Source organism: Poritiphilus flavus, from assembly GCF_009901585.1.
GTDB lineage: Bacteria > Bacteroidota > Bacteroidia > Flavobacteriales > Flavobacteriaceae > Poritiphilus > Poritiphilus flavus.
The window spans coordinates 14472-32541 of the sequence record NZ_WXYO01000006.1 but is presented as its reverse complement, the minus strand read 5'-3'; the positions used below and the strand labels follow the sequence as shown (position 1 = coordinate 32541).

The 18070-nt window shown below is 41.9% G+C and carries 19 protein-coding genes and 1 riboswitch; of the genes, 4 read left to right on the top strand and 15 right to left on the bottom strand.

The window, feature by feature from the left end:
* Window positions 1–8: 8 nt before the first annotated feature.
* A complete protein-coding gene (locus GTQ38_RS12970; RefSeq protein ID WP_238857929.1) occupies window positions 9–1136 on the top strand; it encodes an efflux RND transporter periplasmic adaptor subunit in 1128 nt (375 codons plus the stop codon).
* Between the two features lie 54 nt (window positions 1137–1190).
* A complete protein-coding gene (locus tag GTQ38_RS12965) occupies window positions 1191–1931 on the top strand; it encodes a VIT1/CCC1 transporter family protein (RefSeq protein ID WP_161435974.1) in 741 nt (246 codons plus the stop codon).
* Between the two features lie 52 nt (window positions 1932–1983).
* Here GTQ38_RS12965 and GTQ38_RS12960 read toward each other — a convergent pair whose 3' ends face one another.
* From GTQ38_RS12960 to GTQ38_RS12935, 6 genes are all read right to left on the bottom strand, one after another.
* Window positions 1984–3408 carry a serine hydrolase domain-containing protein gene (locus GTQ38_RS12960; RefSeq protein ID WP_161435973.1) on the bottom strand — a complete coding sequence of 475 codons (1425 nt, stop codon included), beginning with the start codon at window positions 3406–3408 and terminating at the stop codon, window positions 1984–1986.
* 14 nt (window positions 3409–3422) lie between these two features.
* Complete coding sequence (locus GTQ38_RS12955; RefSeq protein WP_161435972.1) at window positions 3423–4886, bottom strand: alpha/beta fold hydrolase; 1464 nt, start codon at window positions 4884–4886, stop codon at window positions 3423–3425.
* A gap of 156 nt (window positions 4887–5042) precedes the next feature.
* Entirely contained in the window at window positions 5043–5534 is a 492-nt protein-coding gene (locus GTQ38_RS12950; RefSeq protein ID WP_161435971.1) for a PAS domain-containing protein, read from the bottom strand.
* Between the two features lie 163 nt (window positions 5535–5697).
* Window positions 5698–5897: riboswitch (cobalamin riboswitch) on the bottom strand.
* Window positions 5898–6020: 123 nt separating this feature from the next.
* Entirely contained in the window at window positions 6021–6629 is a 609-nt protein-coding gene (locus tag GTQ38_RS12945; RefSeq protein ID WP_161435970.1) for a ParB N-terminal domain-containing protein, read from the bottom strand.
* Entirely contained in the window at window positions 6626–7804 is a 1179-nt protein-coding gene (locus GTQ38_RS12940) for a DUF3440 domain-containing protein (RefSeq protein WP_161435969.1), read from the bottom strand. The genes GTQ38_RS12945 and GTQ38_RS12940 overlap by 4 nt, the downstream gene beginning before the upstream one ends.
* A 234-nt stretch (window positions 7805–8038) precedes the next feature.
* Window positions 8039–8359 carry a hypothetical protein gene (locus GTQ38_RS12935; protein ID WP_161435968.1) on the bottom strand — a complete coding sequence of 107 codons (321 nt, stop codon included), beginning with the start codon at window positions 8357–8359 and terminating at the stop codon, window positions 8039–8041.
* A gap of 819 nt (window positions 8360–9178) precedes the next feature.
* Here GTQ38_RS12935 and GTQ38_RS12930 point away from each other — a divergent pair.
* Entirely contained in the window at window positions 9179–10501 is a 1323-nt protein-coding gene (locus GTQ38_RS12930) for a PQQ-dependent sugar dehydrogenase (protein WP_238857928.1), read from the top strand.
* Window positions 10455–11000: a c-type cytochrome gene (locus tag GTQ38_RS12925; RefSeq protein ID WP_161435967.1), complete on the top strand. Its 546-nt coding sequence runs from the start codon at window positions 10455–10457 to the stop codon at window positions 10998–11000. Before GTQ38_RS12930 ends, GTQ38_RS12925 begins: the two co-directional genes overlap by 47 nt.
* Before the next feature lie 616 nt (window positions 11001–11616).
* Here GTQ38_RS12925 and GTQ38_RS12920 read toward each other — a convergent pair.
* The 9 genes from GTQ38_RS12920 to GTQ38_RS12880 all read right to left on the bottom strand — a co-directional run bounded on the left by GTQ38_RS12920 (window position 11617) and on the right by GTQ38_RS12880 (window position 18063).
* Window positions 11617–12750 carry a type II secretion system F family protein gene (locus GTQ38_RS12920; protein ID WP_161435966.1) on the bottom strand — a complete coding sequence of 378 codons (1134 nt, stop codon included), beginning with the start codon at window positions 12748–12750 and terminating at the stop codon, window positions 11617–11619.
* A gap of 2 nt (window positions 12751–12752) precedes the next feature.
* Window positions 12753–13223 carry a PulJ/GspJ family protein gene (locus GTQ38_RS12915; protein WP_161435965.1) on the bottom strand — a complete coding sequence of 157 codons (471 nt, stop codon included), beginning with the start codon at window positions 13221–13223 and terminating at the stop codon, window positions 12753–12755.
* Window positions 13213–13548, bottom strand: coding sequence for a hypothetical protein (locus tag GTQ38_RS12910; RefSeq protein ID WP_161435964.1), 336 nt, complete (start codon window positions 13546–13548; stop codon window positions 13213–13215). The genes GTQ38_RS12915 and GTQ38_RS12910 overlap by 11 nt, the downstream gene beginning before the upstream one ends.
* A complete protein-coding gene (locus GTQ38_RS12905) occupies window positions 13536–14807 on the bottom strand; it encodes a hypothetical protein (RefSeq protein WP_161435963.1) in 1272 nt (423 codons plus the stop codon). The genes GTQ38_RS12910 and GTQ38_RS12905 overlap by 13 nt, the downstream gene beginning before the upstream one ends.
* The gene (locus GTQ38_RS12900) at window positions 14804–15271 is read right to left on the bottom strand and encodes a hypothetical protein (protein WP_161435962.1); all 468 of its coding nucleotides are present in this window, start codon (window positions 15269–15271) and stop codon (window positions 14804–14806) included. Before GTQ38_RS12900 ends, GTQ38_RS12905 begins: the two co-directional genes overlap by 4 nt.
* A 14-nt stretch (window positions 15272–15285) precedes the next feature.
* The gene (locus GTQ38_RS12895) at window positions 15286–15678 is read right to left on the bottom strand and encodes a hypothetical protein (RefSeq protein ID WP_161435961.1); all 393 of its coding nucleotides are present in this window, start codon (window positions 15676–15678) and stop codon (window positions 15286–15288) included.
* Window positions 15675–16388, bottom strand: a complete 714-nt coding sequence (locus GTQ38_RS12890; RefSeq protein WP_161435960.1) for a hypothetical protein — start codon at window positions 16386–16388, stop codon at window positions 15675–15677. Before GTQ38_RS12890 ends, GTQ38_RS12895 begins: the two co-directional genes overlap by 4 nt.
* A 526-nt stretch (window positions 16389–16914) precedes the next feature.
* Window positions 16915–17175 carry a hypothetical protein gene (locus GTQ38_RS12885; protein WP_161435959.1) on the bottom strand — a complete coding sequence of 87 codons (261 nt, stop codon included), beginning with the start codon at window positions 17173–17175 and terminating at the stop codon, window positions 16915–16917.
* Between the two features lie 438 nt (window positions 17176–17613).
* Window positions 17614–18063, bottom strand: a complete 450-nt coding sequence (locus GTQ38_RS12880; RefSeq protein ID WP_161435958.1) for a hypothetical protein — start codon at window positions 18061–18063, stop codon at window positions 17614–17616.
* Window positions 18064–18070 lie beyond the last annotated feature (7 nt).

Sequence of the window (18070 nt, the reverse complement as noted above, 5' to 3'; positions counted from 1 at the left end):
CGAACATTATGAAATTGCTCAAATATTTTTTATTGGTGCTGATCCTTGGAGCCTGTAGTCAAAAGAAAGAAACCACCCCCGAAACGCTATCTGACGATATCAATATTATTGAAATCAGCAGAGAACAGTTTTCAAAGAACGATATGGCAATCGGCAGCTTGCAGGAGCAGGAGTTCCCTGAAGTAGTCAACGCTAATGGCTTAATTGATGTTCCTCCGGAGAACAGGGCGGTTATAAGTGCAGTCATAGGAGGATACATTGAACGAACCCCTCTTATTGTGGGAGACTTGGTTAAAAAAGGGCAATTACTGGTTACCTTGGAAAATCCCGAATTTGTCCAACTGCAACAGGAATATTTAGAGGTAAGCGAAAAACTGGAGTATCTCAAATCTGAATATGAAAGGCAGCAGACCTTGTTCCAAGAGAATATTTCTTCAGAAAAAAACTATCTAAAGACCAAAAGCGATTACAAAATGGCCAAAGCACGGTACAATGGTCTGGAAAAACAATTGAGATTATTGAACATATCATCTTCCGAGGTTCTAAAGGGAAATATTACCACAACCGCTTCCCTTTATGCCCCCATTTCGGGAAATGTTACCGAGGTTTTCGTATCCAAAGGCACTTATGTGTCTCCGGCATCACCAATAATGGAAGTGGTAGATAACAGTCACATCCATCTTGAGCTCTCCGTCTTCGAACGCGATATCATGAACATAAAAGAAGGACAGCCCATTGCATTCAAGATCCCCGAGGCAAGCGAGCGAACATTTATGGCCGAGGTGTATTTGGTAGGTACTACCATTGGCCAAAACCGAACCATTAAAGTACATGGCCACCTGAAAAATGACAAAGACCGATTTTTAATAGGTATGTTCGTTGAGGCTGAAATAATTATCCACAAAGAATCTTCATCAGCACTGCCAACAGAGAGCGTCGTGGAAATTGAAGGCAAGGCCTATACCCTACGACTGCTTTCTCAAGACGATACGGTTTTGCGATTCGAGAAGGTAAACATTTCTACAGGAATGACCCACCAAGGTTTTACGCAAGTCAAAGATGAGAAGATAGTCGAAGGGGATGATCAATTCTTGATCAGGGGGGCCTTTGGACTTATAAATGTCGAAATGGAATAAAGGCTACTCAAAATTGGCAAGGATGCACCAAATATTAATTAATTTGACCACAATATGACAACAGATATACACAACGAGGCAGAAATCCATAAGAAGTCAGGGCTATTTAAGCGCTTTGAAAAGTATTTGGGGGAATTCGTTTATGGCGGTATCGATGGTTGTGTGACCACTTTTGCCGTAGTTGCAGGATCGGTCGGTGCCGGACTCGACAGTGCTGTTATTATCATTTTGGGATTTGCGAATCTGCTGGCTGACGGTTTTGCCATGTCAGTCGGAGCCTTTCTTTCAACCAAATCAGAGCAGGATAATTACAACAAGCATAAACTAGTAGAATATTGGGAGGTGGAGAACCTTCCCGAGGTTGAAAAGGAAGAAATCAGGGAAATATACGCTGCCAAAGGATTTAAAGGGGAGCTTCTGGAAAAAGTGGTGGAGGTCATCACTCAGGATAAAGAGGTTTGGGTAAATGATATGATGAAAGAAGAGCTTGGAATGATAAAAGAAGATCGTTCTCCTTTTTGGATTGGGGCAACCACCTATATGTCATTTATTCTTATTGGAATAATTCCGCTGTTCATTTATGTGGTAGACTATGTCTCCCCCCTGGAACAAAATCTCTTTCTGGTCGCTTCAATTTTAACGGCTATTGGTTTTATGGTCATTGGCTGGCTTAAAACCTATGTCAACCAGACGTCAATTATCAAAGGAATATTGGAGACACTCTTCTTAGGGGGCATTGCAGCTTTTGTGGCTTATTTTGTGGGTGATTTTCTTGAACGTTTGATCGTTGGATGAAAAATTAAAGCAAGGGTATTCAGCTGTTTTTTGCCTTGCACACCCATACCCCTTAATTTACTTTATTGCGAAGCCCTCTGAAAGAACCATTGGCGTATACACTGTAGCCTACTATTTCACCAACACCATTTTCATGAAAAATGATCCTATCCATAGTGTAGGTGGTTAAAGCGAATTTACCCTCTCCAAGATGATTGAGTTTTTCACCCCTGGAATCGCTGTTTTTTCCCTTCACATATATATGACCATCATTGCCCTGATATACCTCATAAAGTCTTTCATCAGGAAAATCTACATATTTGTAATCCCCTACAATTTTTCCCAGTAGGTCCTCTGTTATTGGCAGATCCGAGTGCTTCGGCTCTTTTTTTCCCAGAACGACCAAGGCAACTCTACCCCATATTTCAAGTGCATCATGTGGGGTGCTGTTGGTATTGACTAAAACCGCGATGCTAATATCTCTTTCCGGCATATACTTTAACATGCCCCAGGTAGATTCTTCACCACCTGTATGGCCCCACAGGTTTTCACCCTCAAAATCTCCCATTCGCAAACCCAGCCCGTAATCGACCTTTATCCCATTTGCCAGGCTTTGTGCTTGTGTCATTTTTTCTAAGGATTGTTTGTTGATCAAGGTACCATTATTGAGGCCAAGAGGAAAATGAGCCAAATCCAAAGCCGTATTACTCAGTCCTCCATCACCTTTTATCCAACTAAACTTGTCCCAATGACTACCTGTGATGACAGAGTCTTTAAACTCAAAAGTGGGGCTTATTCCATCTTTAAGTTTGTGCTTATAATAATGATTTAAGGATTTGAATTTCATAGGTTTGGCAATTATTCTTTGCACCTCGTCCTCATAACTGTTGCCAGTAGCTTTTTCAATTATCATCGCCATAAGCACAAAACCAGTATTGGAATAGGACCAACCCCAATCAGGCTCAAACAACAAAGGTTTGTTCTTTATAAAATCATAGTACGTTTTCTTATTCGGGGGATCACCTGTCACTAAAAACTCATTGTCAAGGGTATTTGCATAATCAGGAATGCCTGAAGTATGCGAAATCAAATGACGTATTTTGATCTTTTGGGCCTGGTCTTTATTGGGATAATCAGGAAGCCACTTATGCAGAGTGTCTTCCAGGGAGAGTTTTCCTTCTTCTTGAAGCTTAAGTACCATACTGGCAACATGTGCCTTGGTAATTGAAGCGATTTTATAAATGGTTCTGGTAGTCGCCGGCTTGGTTTTGGCGGAGTCGATGTAGCCAAAAGCCTTGTTATAGAGCGTATCGCCCTTTCTTAAAACAGCAATAGAAAATCCTAAAACTTTCCCCTGCTCAATGAAGTGATTTCCAATGGAATCGATTTTCTGTACTATTAAACCGTCTGCGTTTATATCAGATGGACTGCTATCCTTTTTTTCATTGCATGCGTAAATGATAAAAATCAAGGCCAAGCAGAAAGAGAACTTCTTCATTTTGGTATTCTTAATTATTTAAAGTCAGTAATAAAAGAAGGTTGACGGTATTCCGCTGAACAGTCTACCATTAATCCGGCCAGATCGTAATTTTCCAGGAACTGTAGCATGATTTGCTTCCAGCAGTCCCAGTCATTCAAAAAATGACCCTGCCCCGCAAACACAATATGCCGGCTATTTGGAGACACCGCGACGATCTTCTCCGCCATCCGCGGTGGCGTAAGCACGTCGTTTTCACCTGTCATCAGTAATACCGGCATTTCCAGCTGTAGTTCCTTATCCAGCCAATCGGGATAGGTTTGTATGCCCCAGGTTTTGCAAACTTCCGTGTCCTGGATAGCGTAAATGCCTTTGGTAAAGAACTGAAGTGCCGTGTTTCGGTATTCAGGATCAAAACGGGTATAGGGTTCCTCTGTACAAAACTGGCACCATTCCACTGGATGTACAATCAGAGAACCCGTACTTTTTTTGATCAATGGAAAGAAATTACCCTTGTCCGCTTCTTCTACCCAAATTGGAATACGGTGTAACTCATTGCCTTTGGCAAACTGCTGGGCGATCATGGACCTGAAATGGTCTCCATCCATCTGCACCGGAATGGGAGCCGCGCTGCTATCAACCACAAAATCATACTGAATCGGATTCTTGTCTAAGCGCTCTGCCAGGGCTTGCATTTTTTGGACGAAATCGGGAAATCTGTCATTGCAGCTCTTATCGCTTTTACACCGCTGTTGAAGTTTCTGAATTTGCTTCTCTATCTCCTGGTCCGCGAAATTTGACAAGCCAAAGTCTGGGGGTACGGTTCCCAATAAGATCAGACTAGCCGCCCTTGAAGGATAACGGCGAGCCCATTCAACACCGATCCTCGTACCGTATGATCCTCCACAGAAGTCCAGTTGTTCAACCTTTAACCATTCCAACACTTCGTTCAGGTCTTCCACGGCATTGGCAGTATTGTATTGAGACAGGTCTGCAGTGTGTTGTAATTCATTCCTACACTCCTTTGCCGTATCTGGATCATAGATCCTGGCCCTGGTATCAACATTTAAAGTGTCATAGGCCTTGCACTTCAACTTAGAGGCTCCGGTACCCCTAAGGTCAATTAGAAGTATATCCCGGTCTTTCCTGAATTCATTGGTAAATGCTCCTTTCTCATATTCGGTCAGATAAACGGTATTGGGGACACCAGGCCCTCCGGCGTAATCCATATAACATCTGTTTTCCGGATTGGGTCCGTAAGATGGGAAAAGGTAGACGTCTATGGGAATTGTTCTTCCTCCGATAACTTCTCTGTTTTCAAGAACATTGAGTGTCCCACAGAGAATTTTTTCACCTACCTTGTCAGGCTGGCAAACCTTGAGCATGGGATATCTCTTGATGGCACTTTGAATTAAACTGTCGTTAGTGCCTTCCTGAGCCCATACAATTGCGGAAAATACAATTAATAAAGAAGTAATCCAGCTGGTCAGGTTTTTCATACTTTAGCCAAATAGCATTCCAAAGCACTTAAAACTAAGTGTTTAGGCAAGACTTAGGCAAATAATTGTATGATTGACCGGTATAGTTGTGTAAATGGGAATAGCACGGCTCTTAATGCGTGAGTAGTCCGCAATTTAATAAGGCAACACAATCTATCAGGCAGCCTTTAACTCCGTTTCGAAGGCCAGGTAGTGTGTAAGCCGGTTCTGGCTGTCAAACAAGGGAATGGCTTTGATCTGGCAGAGGTAAGCCTCCCCATTTTTTCGGTAGTTCAGGAGCGTCTCTTCAAATCCGAGCCCCCCATTTAAACTCTTCCGTATTTTGTTTTTGATTTCTTGTGAAGTGCTATTACCCTGAAGAAAATCCGGTTTTTTCCCAAGCGCGAATTTCTTGGAATACCCGGTCATTTCACCAAATCCCTGGCTTACCCAGACGATATGCTGTTGCAGATTAGTTAGGACCAACGCATCGTAGTTTTCTTTATGGATCTGTTTTATTATCCCTTCGGGAAGTTCTTCGGAAAGTAAGGAACTAATCTGTCGTGTGTCCTTTTCGGACCGCAATTTGCTGACCAGATTATCAAAGAATTCCAGGTAAATATCGAAACTTAATAATGGTGAATTGTACGTTTGGGATGCTTCAGACATGCTTTAGTTTTTTTGATTGCCAAACCCGCTCATTTAAGGAACCAAAACACTGTAATACAGGAAGACTTTGCGAAGGTAGTATGGACATATCCCCGAAAATCTTCGGAAAAAGAATATCCATTTTATGACCAACTTTAAGCGCGAAAGCCTTGTCAATATCCCAGTTTCTGGGCTGATAAAGGTAGTTCTCCTGGCTTATCCGGTCTTGCCCACCTTCTCATCCTTCCATAAGGACAATGGTATAGCTGGCAAAACGTACTACCCTTTTGGGGTCGGACTTACAGTTGCGCGTCAGCTCGTGATTCTCACACGATTCTCTTTTCATTCTGGTCAGGACCAGAAACCTCTATCAATATTTAAAATAACGTGTTCAACTCGTTAATGGACCATAAAGGTATGAATTTTCTATATATTCCCAGATTCCCGGCATGTAGTGTTCCGGTCCGAAATCTGATTTCATTTTATCTCACAGAGGTCTTCTCAGACTCAGCTCCAGCTTGAAGAATACTTATCGTCCTTGAACAGATCGCCCAGGCCGGTGAATTGTCTTAAACGCAAAACCTCATCGGAATCCATTCCCAATTCGTTCATGATCCTGTCCGCAGTCCAGCCGTTTTGTGACAAGGTCTTTACAACCTCGCTGATCTCAACGATCTGATGTTTACCCCTGGCCCTGTTATGACGTATTGTGGCCACTATCCGTTCGTCTGAAGGCAGGTCCAGGACTACTACGGGTACTTTATTTTTTAATCTGCCCCTTAGTTCCTTGTTCCTTTTAATGATATTCCAACGGTGATATCCATCGATCAGGGGGTAAACTCCCTGCCGTTTAGGCGAAACAACAAGGGGGGCGGTAACACCATGGGACAAGAGCGAACGCAGCAATGACCTTTTCTCTGGTGTTGCCATCTTGTTAGGGTTATAAGTGTTTGGTAAGATCTCGGTTAATGGAACCCATAAAAGGGAAGATATGGGTTCTTTGGGTTGATTAAAAAGTGATTCGATCTTTTCCAGAAACTTTCTCTTTTCATTTTCCGAAATAATTCCATGTTCCTCCAGAATATTGGAAATACCTTCTTTTATGTGCTTGTTCATGCGCTTTTCTTTTTGGCATATAGTTTTTCATAGGTGTTCTTTGTCTGACAAAAACCCAGACTACGGCACCACCAGTCATTTTTGATTATGCATTTACATATTCGTCTCCAGGAAGGTTGCCTGCCACTGTTCTCCAGTTTGGGTGAGGCCTGATCCGGGATCAGCTCCGGCGGATAACCTTTTTCCCTCCACCAGCCTAAAAATGTTTTGATCTTTTCATTGTAGTGTTTTCTTGTGATCTCAGGCATGGACAACAGTAATATTTGAGTGTATTTCTTCCAGGTAAGGCCTTCAGGTAATAAAGTCTTTCTTCTTCCCAGGACGGAAGTCTTGCTGTAAATAGCTCCAAAATTTACCCCGTTGACACGGGCTACAATACGGTTCCATGTTTCTGGTTCAATTTCATGGAAGTATTCCAGACTCTGGCGCTGGTCATCTCCATAGGGTTGGCAAATACGCATTTTATGTATAGATAGGCCACAGAGGTAAAAATGGTCGTAAAGCCTGTTATACGGAATGTTTTGCCTCCCAACATAGCGCCATATATCCTCCGTCTTCCAGTCGTAGATAGGATATGAAAAGACCAGGTAGTTAGTGGCCTTGCTCATCCAGTTGTTCCCGGACCATTCGCTGCTAGTAACGGAGATGAATCGATTAAGACTTTCATCAGCTCTAATTCCCAGAAGACCGGTAGACAGGCTTCCTCCAGAGTACCACTGCCCCCATTTATAGGCAAAGTCCTCGAATTCCATACCGTATCGAAAAAAAGGATAGTGTTCAATGTCCGATATTACTTGTGGATATTGAGGCATTGGTCTGATCCAGGACTCAGACCTTTCCGGATCCCAACAGCGCCAATGGGGTTGAAAGACACTTACAGCGTTACGGAGATTAAGTGGGAGACATACCCAATGAAGATTGATCTCTTTGGAATTCAGGGCCACTTCTTCGATGTGTTTTATAGTAACGTCGTACTGCCCTTCCAGGTCAATAAACAGCACATCCAGAGGCAGCCGTTTTAAAGATCGTGCGATTTGGATTGTCAAATGAAGCAGTACGGTGCTGTCTTTGCCTCCACTGAAAGCCAGGTATACCTTTGGGAAAATTCGAAATACTTCTTGAATTCGCCTTTTAGCGGCTATATACACGTTATCATTTGAATATTGCTTGGGCATTATTTCAATAATTGATCCATGGATCCGGGAAAGTGGAATATCAAATGAGTAGTTTTCATTGTTTGGAAACCATAGATCATTGATGGAATTTCGATACTACTCATTTCTGTAAGCTTTCTCTTACTTTAGATACAATATTAATTCGTAAATAGCCCAATAGCGAAACCTAATTGCATAATCGTGGTAAATAAGTAATAAGTGGTCTTAATGAGGCAAATCCATTAAGCAGGGGCTTCAATGCTTTATGATGTTCTGAACCTCTACGATCAATTGTGGGAACCCGGTTCGGTCTCCGTTCTCAAGCTCCTCATTGCGGAGCTCTCCGCTAAGCGTTATACGGTCGTTCTTTTTAAAATTAGTAAGAAGATAGTCAGCTGTCACACCAGTTGCCCTGGCTTTTACCCGGACAGTATAGTTAATATCCTCCCCCTTTTTGGTTTTGAACGCGTTTTCACAAACTATTTCGAGTAATGCGAATCTTTCGATCTTGCCCTTAAAACTTCTTGGAGTATTATATAAATAACCTTGTAAGGTAACTTGATTCAGCTTTTTCATACCCTTTCCTTTAGACACTACTCTTAGCCAAAGTTCACGTTCGGTCTTAGATCTTTTCCGGAATTTCTGATCGGAATAGCTGGTATGATTTGGTAGGATACTAAAAGAGAGGAAACCTATTCCAACACAACTCAATAAATGTGGCGTATAGCTTCCTCCCTAACCTAGTAACTTGATCAACCCTTTCGGTACACCCTTATTAAACACATGTCAAAAATATTAACCAAATAACCTATGGTTTAAGGTGCCCTAAAGACTGAATGGCATAAAACTAAAATCTATAGAAGCTGAATACAACTACCAATGCATAAGTGGCCTTAATATCTAATAAATGGGCGTACTTATAGTCTTAATGTCGTTCAATTCCTGATTTAAACAATCCCAAAAAGCCATAAGATTGCGCCAAGTATGACCGATGCCAGGACCAGTATCAAAAGCACAACCAATAACTTTATAAATCCGCGGATCATTTTATCCCCGCGGGAATATTCGCTGTTGAAGTTTTCCTTCACAATAGTATTTGTTTCATGATTTTAAAGGGAGTCTTTTACCCTGCTTAGTTAGATGCTCATCCGACCATAATTCTGGCAGATCAACAACAATCTATGCCATTAAATTAGGGCTAGGTTCGGTATAGTCCTATACACAATTCATAATCGGATAAATACAAGCACAACCGGGTAATATCTGATGTATAATGTCTCAACGACATGTTGTTAAGGAAACCTTAAAGATTGTTGATTGCGCTGCCTATCCATTGTTACATTTCAAATATGCTGTAACTTACCAGTTCTTTTTAAACCATTTTAATCCAAGACTATGGATATGTATGTACGAGCTTTCCAAAATCAAAAGACATTCTCTTATCTGCTAATGTTTAGCTGCCTTGCAGTATTCCTGTTGTCGTGCAAAGAAAACAGCAAGGAAGAACCAGCCGCCCCGGAGCTGGAATTCGCCCTGAATAATGCCGGACTGAGCCTTCCGGAAGGGTTTAAGGTGATCATAGCGGCAGATTCGCTTAAGAATCCAAGGCATATCGCTGTGACCGACAACGGGTCTATATATGCTAAACTACGAGAGCTGGACGACGACAATGGGGTTGTCTTCCTGGAAGATACTGATCAGGATGGCATAATGGACAGACAGGAAGGATTTGGGAATTATGCAGGCACCGGCATTGGGATCAGTCAGGGTTATTTGTATGCCAGTTCCGACGAGGCAGTTATGAGGTATACCCTGGATGAAGATCAGAAAGTGACCAACAAAACCGCTCCAGATACCATTGTCTCCGGATTGCTGAACAAACGTCAGCACGCTTCCAAAAGCCTGACACTGGATGGTGCCGGGAATATCTATGTCAACATCGGTGCTCCCTCCAATGCCTGTCAGGAAACAGATCGTACCTTGGGTTCTCCGGGAATGATGCCCTGCCCTATCCTGGATTCAGCCGGTGGGGTCTGGCAATTCCGAACAGATAAATTACTGCAAACCTTTGGAGACGGTAAACTTTATGCGACCGGACTCAGGAATGTGATAGGGCTCGATTGGAATCACACAGACCAGAGTCTTTACGTTACCCAGCACGGAAGGGACCAACTGAATACCCTATACCCAGACCTTTACGATGTTAAAGCAAATGCCGACCTACCCGCGGAGACTTTATACAGGGTTGAGGAAGGAGACGATGCCGGATGGCCCTATGTCTATTACGACCAAAATCAACAAAAGAAAATATTATCCCCGGAATACGGAGGAGATGGCCAGAAAACCGGGGGAGAGGATGCTTTGGACCCCCTTGTGGCCTTTCCTGCCCATCTGGCACCTAACGCACTCTTATTCTATAGTGGAGATCAGTTTCCGGAACGATATAAGAACGGGGCTTTTATCGCTTTTCACGGTTCCTGGAATCGCGCACCTGAAATACAGGAAGGCTATAATGTGGTCTTCGTTCCCTTTCAGAATGGAAAACCTACAGGGGAATGGGAAGTTTTTGCTGAAGGTTTTGCCGGTGTAGACGAAGTGCGATCTCCAAGGGACGCGGCTCACCGGCCTACAGGTCTGGCCCAGGGCCCTGATGGTTCAATTTACGTCTCAGATGATTCAGGAGGTACTATTTACCGAATTGTTTATGATGGTGAGTAACACCAGGCAATTCCTTCGCAGGCAGATCAAAAATAGAATAGAATTATTGCTGTGTTTGGTTTGCTGCAGCCTGATCAGTTCCTGCGGCCAAAAGGATAAAAAAGAGCATCAGGAACCTTCCGGAGTTCCTGAGGAAAAGGTGGTGGTAAAAGTAGATATCCCAGCTGAAATAATGAGCTCTGGGAAAGCAGTTTATGATCAGTATTGTCTGGTGTGTCATCAGGCCGATGGCAGTGGCGTACCTGGACTGAATGCTCCCTTAATCGAATCAGATTATGTTCAGGGTGATAAAGAACCCTATCTGACCATATTGCTGAAGGGATCCCTGGATGGTCCTTCTCTGAACAATGGCGCCTACGCCAACAATATGCCGGGCTTTGTCCAATTAAAGGACCAGGAATTAGCTGATCTGGCCTCCTACGTCCGGAATAGCTTTGATAACACGGGAGAACTGATTACGCCTGAAGAGGTTGCTGAGATTAGGAATAAGAAGGATTAGATAGTTGGATAGTTGGACTATTAGATTGTTAGACTGATAGACTGTTAGATCCTTGGACTGATACATTGTTCCATTTCCACATTGATACATTGGATGGTTGGATGGTTGGATGGTTGGACTATTAGATTGTTAGACTTATAGACTGTTAGATAGTTGGACTGATATATTGTTACATTTCCACATTGATCCATTGGATGGTTGGATGGTTGGACTATTAGATGGATGGACTGATAGACTGTTAGATAGCTGGGCGGTTGGATGGATGGTCAGATAGTTAGACAACTGGATCATTAGTACATTCCTACATTTTCCAATTCTCAATTCCTCGATTTTACAGTTTTACAGTTTTACATTGATACGTTGGATGGTTGGACTGATAGACTATTAGACTGATAGACTTTTGGATCGTTGACTGATACATTGTTACATTTCCAAATTAATACATTGATACATTGCTACGTATTCAAATCCTCAATTCCTCGATTTTACAATTTTACAGTTTTACATTGATCCATTGGATGGTTGGATGGTTAGATTGTTTGATCTATAGGGACTTTTAGAATCCTCAATTCCTCGATTTTACAATTTTACAGTTTTACATTTCCACATTAGCCCATTAACCCAGCACACTGCTTAGTTTAAACATGGGCAAATACATGGAAACCAGGATGATACCAACAAATATCCCGATCACTACTATGATGAGAGGTTCCATGATAGTGGAAAGTAATTTAGACTTTTGCTGTACTTCAATAGCGTATTGTTGATTAAGCCGTTCAAAGATAAACTCTGTTTGGTTGGTCTCTTCGGCTACCTTCACTAAAGAGACCATTTTAGCATCAAACATCTTGCTGCTTTTCAGACACTCATTCAAGGGCTTTCCTTGCATTACACCAACCTCAACGGCGGCCAGGGCGTGTTGCAGGGGGTGAAACCTGATCATCTTACGAACCAATTGAATACTATTGAGTACCGGAACCTTTGACGAGGTCAGCAAGGCCACGGCTTGAGTAAATTGTGCCAGGTAGACCGCCTTTAGAAAGTTACCCAAATAGGGGATCCTAAGTAAGAAGTGGTCTCGTTTTATTTGATAGCGTTCTCCGTTAAATAAATACTTCCTGCTGAGGAATAAAGCAAGCAAAAGTAATAGCATAAGGCCACCATAATCCCGAATGCCATTGGATGCCGCTATGATCATTCGAGTGATGCCTGGTAACTCCACCTGATTCTGTCTAAATATATCCTCAAACATAGGCACCACCATCCTGAGCATAAAAATCACTACTAAAATTGCCGTAATTAGTATGATAACGGGATAGGTCAGGGCATTGGTAAGGGCTCTGCGCTGTTCATTCTTTCTGGCAAAGTAGTTCCCTAGCTCCTCGGTTACCCTGAGTAGGGTGCCGGACTCCTCCCCTATTTTTATGGAATAGTATTCGTATTCAGAGAATTCATCCCTTTGCTCTAATACCTCTGAAAGCGAAGTACCTGCTACCAGATCATCCAGCATGGCCGAATAAAACTGCTGCATTTTTTCTTTCTTCTGATTCTCGGCGATCAGGCTGAGGGCCTCCCGCAGTGGTATCCCCGCTTTTAATAATACAGCCAGCTCGGTATAGAGGTCTTCCTTCTTTTTGCTCCCGAAACTCTTCCCGAAAAGGGTGATCTCCTGCTGCAACAACTTTTGGAGTCCCTCTTTTTTAGGTGCTTTCTCCGCCAGATCAACTGAATTTTCAAGTTTAAAACCCATAGTTAGCGGTTCATATGATTTACGGCCAGGTCCTTCTTATAGACAAATACCCTCTGTCCGCCAAAAAGCTCGCTGGATTCCAGAGCAATAGCATCTACCTCTCCCTGGGTTTGCGGTCTGCCCTCCTGAAAAAGTTCTATTACAATCAGTTTGATGTTGAAGGTATCCCTGGCTTTAACGATCCATTCTGACTCAAATTTATAAGAGCGACTGTCCAATTCATTTTCAAACAGAAGTGTAGCGGTTTTTGCATCAAAATAAATGTGGTTATAGGAATTAAAATCCACCCAAAGTGATCTCCGAAGCAGGTTTAGTTCCGTATTCCTGCTGTAGTTAGTTTCAATACCTCTCATCTGGCTTTGTACCAGGTTTAAAACCCCATAGGCCAGCCCGGTGATTATACTGGTAAGCAAGAGTACTACCAACATTTCACTGATTGTAAAAGCCCTGATCTTCAAATTTTTACGGAGCATAACTCATAGTTTTTATTACCTCTTTTCCGCTATTGCTATCCTTGGCGGTAAATACAATGACCGGCATGCCGCCCCTTTGTTCCTGGTATACATGCATTTCCCAGGACTCAAAATCGCTCTTATAGGGAAGTGTAATCTGCGCATGCTGATATTGATATTGCAGTTCATGCAAATGCTCCACAATATCCTGCCTGTTAAAACGTATGCTATTAGCGAACATGCTGTTAAGTATGGTACTGGAAAGTGCAAACAGCAGAACGATCAGTGCCGTACCCACAAGGGTTTCCATCAAAGTGGAAGCTTTTATTCTTTTCAGTAAAGCCATTTCACTATCTTTTTTTGCGACAGCCGGTCTTCCAGCAATAAGCCTCCATAGGAAATGGGCAAATAGCTACTGTTTATGCGGCCGTTATACAAATGGTTATTGTATATCCTGCCATTCTCCAGAGCAACAAAACCTGCTGTACTGAGGTGACCGTTTACCAGACCCTTATGTTCTGTATTGTAGGAGCAAAATACTTCTCCGCTTACCCTGGCATGCTCATCCAGTTTTAAAGCGGCGGCGTAGGGCCAGAGATCTTTGTCAGAAAACACAGCTACCACGCCACGTAGCTCGGAAAAGGAACCCATATAAATAGCTGGTTCTGTATCAGCCTTATGTTGTGGAATCATCTGCCGCTGATCCATCACTATCAGTGCAGAGGGGTATTGCAAATCGCAATTTTTACCTACACTGATCTTCCGGCTCGCTATGGCCTGGAAGTGGCCATTGACCCAATTTCTTATCTCGATTTCCGGGGCTATCAGTATCACATCCTGCAGCAAAGCGCTTTGATCTACCGTTATCTTTTCGGCCGCCCAGACCACAATATTGCCGGAAAGTTTCAAGTCCTCCAGGAATAGCTGCTGACCTTTAATGATCCTAGTGTCCTCTTTAAAGGACTTTTTGTACTCCAGTCCGGGTCGGTATAGCAGTTCTTCTCCCATTGGTTCAAAATTTGGGCTGCTTAAGCTTGTCAACTGCGTTTTCAACTCTACACCCAGCTCTGGCAAAGAGGTTTTACTGCGTTGGATCTGTCCGAAAACCAGCTGTGATTGGTGAAACGAATTCCCATAGATATTCCCGGCTTTGATACCTTTTTCAGGTAGGTAGGCATTACCAGAGATCATGGCATTTCCGGCCATGATCAATGGCCTTTGTGCATCTTTTAAGTAAAGGGCCGAAATATCCTGAAACCCGGATCCTACCAAGGCCATTTTTCTAAAAGCCGAATTTTTGAAAGAAGCTTCAGAATCCCATTTCTCAAAAACACCCCAGAAATTCCTTTTTAGCTTAAGTTGTATATCGAGTTCCGCGGAGATATCTACCATGCTTTCACGGTTTAAAGGCGGTGATGAAATCAGGTTTTGAACAATTCCTTCTTCTGAAGCCTTTATAACATCTACCAGTAGGTCTGTTTTTTTCCGAAAAAGGTTTTGGATATGGGATATGAGGGCAAAACTAATTAAGAGGATCGCAATAACGGATCCTATGAACAAAACGAACTGTAATGCTCCGGCCTTTATTTTCCTCTTAAGCTTCATTCTGATATTGGAATACGAACTGTTTTTCCTTGTGAACGAACTTTGATGGCAGTACTATTTCCTGAGAGTAATTTTACACCATTCGCTGTTTGCCTGACCTGCAACATATGTTGCTGCCCATCTATGCTTATAAAGAAGAGCGAATTGGATTTCGTTTGACCAGCCACGAAACCTTGGTAAACGATATTCTTTTGTGGTATCTGCTTCTTTGTTGCTATCGCAGAGGGACTGCTCTTCTTTGTTTTCGGCTTTGCAATAGTTCCCAAAAAGGGATCCCTGTAATTTGCCGCTATATAAAAGGTATCCCGCTCCTGCGACTCAGAAGGTTTGAAACTTAAACTCTTTTGTAATGGATTTGTTTCCGGAACGGCAGGTGCGATCGTGCGTACGACCCGGAAACCTAAAAAGCCCCAGATAAGGACCACGCCTCCCAAAAGTAGATATGTCTTTTGATTTTTGGTCATAGGCAGTTGGGATTTTATTCGGTTACTACAGAAAAGGAGGCAGTGGAATACAGGGTTTCATAGTCACTGTTCTGTGCCTTTACCCGCCATTCGAAATTGCCGTCCGGCAGTGTACCAATAAGTCTTGCACCTACAAAAGTACTGTCCACCACTATAGTGCTGTCCAGTAAGATCTGTGCGGCATTTTCAAAATCCGGAATGGCCAGTTGCATGTTATACGCATCCGCATCCTCAATTTCCGTCCAGCTAAAACTGACTGAACTTTCTGTTACCACTGTTGCATTCAAGGGAGCAAGTAATTCTACCTCTTGATTTGATATGTCCGGAACTTCCACAATATCTTCACAGGCTGAATTAAGAAATATGGCTATGATTCCTATGACGATAAGGCTCATGGCATTCTTCATAATTTCAACAAAGTTTTATCATTTTCCAGCCTGTTAGCTTTGCGTTCCGTACCATTAGGGCAGTGGTCCCCGCGTGGAATGATCGCTGCGATCTGTTTGTTGCCATAATTGTCCTTGTCCCAGCAAAATCCGGAAAGTTTATAGTCAAACACTGCGCCGGCAGGAACGGTTATCCTTTTAGTATCAGAGCGGGTTATAAGCTCCAGCACAAACTTTCCCCGATCTGTTGCCAGCTGTAATTGTTCTGCATGCATAATCATGCTGGAAAGTTCCTCTTCCAGCACCAGGGAAACTTCTGAAACCATACGGCAATCATTGTCCTTTGAAAGGTATTTCCGCACGTCAGAATTTTCTTCTTCGTTCAATTGACCTTTAAGGGTGATCCTATCCACAAATTGAAGGCTGATATAAGTAGGCTTGGGCAGGGAGTCTGTGTATTGTAAGTCCTGTTTTTTTTCGTAGAAGCGGTTGCGATCTTCGAATTTTTTAAAACTTGATCTATTGAACGCGTGTTGACGGACAGAAAGTGCTACAGGGCTTGAAATAACTGGGTTTCCAAGAAAAAGAAAGTCCTCTGAGATCAGGTTCTTATCTGCCTTTCCAAGGGCTCCGAGAGCGGGCATCAGGCGTTCTCCTTCGTGGATGCCTGACAAAGATCCACAGGAATATAGCAACAGCAGTAATGCGGTCAGGTAAAAAGTAGGTTTCATGGTGTAAGATTCTTACAAATACTAACGAAATTTAGGGCGATCTGTTGTGTTTAATGGGGTAAAAAGTTCGCCAAATATTGAAACTAGAGACCAGATAATATTGGCAGCCATCGCAAACAATTGAATTTAGCCGTTTTCCCTGCAAAATAATTGCAGTATGAGAATACGCCGGATACTTACAGGAGTGAGATTAAGTTATTTGTTGTTGACATTTCTTTCCCATAAGTCTAAAGGAACATAAAAAGGACACCTTCTCCGTGTGTATTTTTGCTTTCGCCCGGTATGCGGACTATCTGCAAAATCAGTTTAGAAACTTCGCCCTACTGGCCTAAATCCTTTAGGGTAGTATTTGAAGCTTTCTTCGCTTATACTTCGGAGAAGGGTACCACATGATCTTGTAAGAGTACAACCTAAGAAAAAACAAAGCCACAACCATACTGCTGTGGCTTCTGTATAGTTATTTGTCTATTTAGATTTAGGTAGATGTCCACACGGATTTCAAATCCGTGCATATCTAGTCTATATTTTAGATTTGGTTAGGAATGCTTTCATCTTTCCTTAGAAGTAAAATCAAAATACCAATTGTCACGGTTATTCCAAAAACAAAAGTAGGATAGGCGAAATAACCGATTTTATCTAAATCAATTCCAGAACTATTTTCTGATAAGTAGCTAACATACTTATTGATTCCCATATACATTAATATAAACACTATCAAAATTCCAATTAATCCAAAGGTTCCTTTTGAAGGCTTTTTTTTTTGAACAAGCGTTTTATATAATTTCAAGAAAATGATTAGGGATATTGCCCCAGATACTATCAACCCGTTTAGATAAGCATATTTGTTCAAGTCGAAATAAATTAGTGAAACATTGATTAATCCGGCAAGGAAATAGAAGCAAAACCGCAAGATTAAGTATGTCAGTATTCCGAATAAGAATAAGTTTTTCACTTGTATTGATTTTGATTTGTTCATAAGATAATATCGTTAGGTTTATTACCCAATATTTTTATTTACAACTATTGCTCCGTTCTTAATGATATATCTTAGGGTACCACATGATCTTGTAACAGTAAACCTAATACCACAGCAATACTTCTATGGCTTTTGTATAGTAATTTGTCTATTTAGATTTTAGGTATATTCGCATGGAAGACAAATCTGCGCTATTTGAATTACAAGTGTCCACCTCTGGTGGAAATCCTTGCTATCTAGTAAACTGGTCTATTCTCCTCTTTTTCTATTATTCCTTATCAAATTCAACACATTCTTATTAATATAAAACCTATTATATCTTCTAAACTTATCAGGTTGATTAATGTCATACGCATCAAGAAAACCAATTTCTAACTTCTGGGATTGTTCCGTGGAGTATACTTCCAAAGTCAAAGTGTCTCCAATGGCTACAAGATCCAATGTAAGCTCACGTTCATTCACCTGTCTCTTTACTAATTCTCCATAGAAAAAATTTGCAGAATCCCTGAAGGCATTAAGGATAATTGCAACATCCTCTTTATTTTGAATTATTTTTTCACCATCTTCATAGACTCTAATCTCATGTACCTCATCATAGGGTATATCAGGAAAAACTTGTTCCTTTTCTTTAAATCTTATGCATGAAGAAATAAAAAAAGCTGTTAAACTAAAAATTCCAAAAGATTTTAGATGTCTCATATATAAA

Coding starts and splice junctions, on each gene's coding strand:
- GTQ38_RS12970 (WP_238857929.1), top strand. CDS start 9: ATGAAATTGCTCAAATATTTTTTATTGGTGCTGATCCTTGGAGCCTGT.
- GTQ38_RS12965 (WP_161435974.1), top strand. CDS start 1,191: ATGACAACAGATATACACAACGAGGCAGAAATCCATAAGAAGTCAGGG.
- GTQ38_RS12960 (WP_161435973.1), bottom strand. CDS start 3,408: ATGAAGAAGTTCTCTTTCTGCTTGGCCTTGATTTTTATCATTTACGCA.
- GTQ38_RS12955 (WP_161435972.1), bottom strand. CDS start 4,886: ATGAAAAACCTGACCAGCTGGATTACTTCTTTATTAATTGTATTTTCC.
- GTQ38_RS12950 (WP_161435971.1), bottom strand. CDS start 5,534: ATGTCTGAAGCATCCCAAACGTACAATTCACCATTATTAAGTTTCGAT.
- GTQ38_RS12945 (WP_161435970.1), bottom strand. CDS start 6,629: ATGAACAAGCACATAAAAGAAGGTATTTCCAATATTCTGGAGGAACAT.
- GTQ38_RS12940 (WP_161435969.1), bottom strand. CDS start 7,804: ATGCCCAAGCAATATTCAAATGATAACGTGTATATAGCCGCTAAAAGG.
- GTQ38_RS12935 (WP_161435968.1), bottom strand. CDS start 8,359: ATGAAAAAGCTGAATCAAGTTACCTTACAAGGTTATTTATATAATACT.
- GTQ38_RS12930 (WP_238857928.1), top strand. CDS start 9,179: ATGGATATGTATGTACGAGCTTTCCAAAATCAAAAGACATTCTCTTAT.
- GTQ38_RS12925 (WP_161435967.1), top strand. CDS start 10,455: ATGATTCAGGAGGTACTATTTACCGAATTGTTTATGATGGTGAGTAAC.
- GTQ38_RS12920 (WP_161435966.1), bottom strand. CDS start 12,750: ATGGGTTTTAAACTTGAAAATTCAGTTGATCTGGCGGAGAAAGCACCT.
- GTQ38_RS12915 (WP_161435965.1), bottom strand. CDS start 13,223: ATGCTCCGTAAAAATTTGAAGATCAGGGCTTTTACAATCAGTGAAATG.
- GTQ38_RS12910 (WP_161435964.1), bottom strand. CDS start 13,548: ATGGCTTTACTGAAAAGAATAAAAGCTTCCACTTTGATGGAAACCCTT.
- GTQ38_RS12905 (WP_161435963.1), bottom strand. CDS start 14,807: ATGAAGCTTAAGAGGAAAATAAAGGCCGGAGCATTACAGTTCGTTTTG.
- GTQ38_RS12900 (WP_161435962.1), bottom strand. CDS start 15,271: ATGACCAAAAATCAAAAGACATATCTACTTTTGGGAGGCGTGGTCCTT.
- GTQ38_RS12895 (WP_161435961.1), bottom strand. CDS start 15,678: ATGAAGAATGCCATGAGCCTTATCGTCATAGGAATCATAGCCATATTT.
- GTQ38_RS12890 (WP_161435960.1), bottom strand. CDS start 16,388: ATGAAACCTACTTTTTACCTGACCGCATTACTGCTGTTGCTATATTCC.
- GTQ38_RS12880 (WP_161435958.1), bottom strand. CDS start 18,063: ATGAGACATCTAAAATCTTTTGGAATTTTTAGTTTAACAGCTTTTTTT.